At 60.4% G+C, this 1,148-nt stretch carries 1 protein-coding gene; it reads right to left on the bottom strand.

Annotated elements, in window-relative coordinates:
* The coding region (tuf, locus tag BW967_RS18350; protein ID WP_076486573.1) for an elongation factor Tu at nucleotides 1-1,148 on the bottom strand (1,148 nt) is incomplete at both ends.

A 1,148-nucleotide genomic window follows, 5' to 3' on the forward strand; every position in this document is an offset into this window, starting at 1 on the left:
GCGCCGACGGTGCGGCCGCCTTCGCGGATGGCGAAGCGCAGTTTTTCTTCCATCGCGATCGGGGCGATCAGTTCGACTTCGAACTTCAGGTTGTCGCCCGGCATCACCATCTCAGTGCCTTCCGGCAGGTTCACGGTGCCGGTCACGTCGGTGGTGCGGAAGTAGAATTGCGGACGGTAGTTCGCAAAGAACGGCGTGTGACGACCGCCTTCTTCCTTGGTCAGGATGTAGGCTTCGGCTTCGAACTTGGTGTGCGGTTTCACCGAGCCCGGTTTGCACAGCACTTGGCCACGTTCCACGCCCTCACGGTCGATGCCGCGCAGCAGCGCGCCGATGTTGTCGCCAGCTTCACCGCGATCAAGCAGTTTGCGGAACATTTCAACGCCGGTGCAGGTGGTTTTCTTCGTCGCACGGATGCCGACGATTTCCAGTTCGTCACCCACGTTGATCACACCGCGTTCCACACGGCCGGTCACAACCGTGCCGCGGCCCGAGATCGAGAACACGTCTTCGATCGGCATCAGGAACGGTTGGTCAACCGCACGCGCCGGGGTCGGGATGTATTCGTCAACGGCTTTCATCAGCGCGTGGATCGAATCTTCACCGATCTCTTTCATTTCGCCGATCAGCGCTTGGTGCGCCGAGCCTTTGACGATCGGGGTGTCGTCGCCCGGGTAGTCGTAGTCCGACAGAAGCTCACGAACTTCCATTTCCACCAGCTCGAGCAGCTCTTCGTCGTCCACCAGGTCCACTTTGTTCATGTAGACGGTGATGTACGGAATGCCGACCTGACGGCCGAGCAGGATGTGCTCGCGGGTTTGCGGCATCGGGCCGTCCGACGAAGCAACCACGAGGATCGCGCCGTCCATTTGCGCCGCGCCGGTGATCATGTTTTTCACATAGTCAGCGTGGCCGGGGCAGTCGACGTGCGCGTAGTGGCGCGCTTCGGTCTCGTATTCCACGTGCGCCGTCGAGATCGTGATCCCGCGGGCTTTCTCTTCCGGCGCGCCGTCGATTTGGTCGTAGGCTTTGAATTCGCCGTAGTATTTCGTGATCGCAGCCGTCAGCGTCGTCTTGCCGTGGTCAACGTGACCGATCGTGCCGATGTTGACGTGCGGTTTGTTCCGTTCAAACTTTGCCTTTGCCAT

Origin of the sequence: Rhodobacter aestuarii (assembly GCF_900156655.1) — a bacterium.
In the GTDB taxonomy this organism is placed as follows: domain Bacteria; phylum Pseudomonadota; class Alphaproteobacteria; order Rhodobacterales; family Rhodobacteraceae; genus Rhodobacter; species Rhodobacter aestuarii.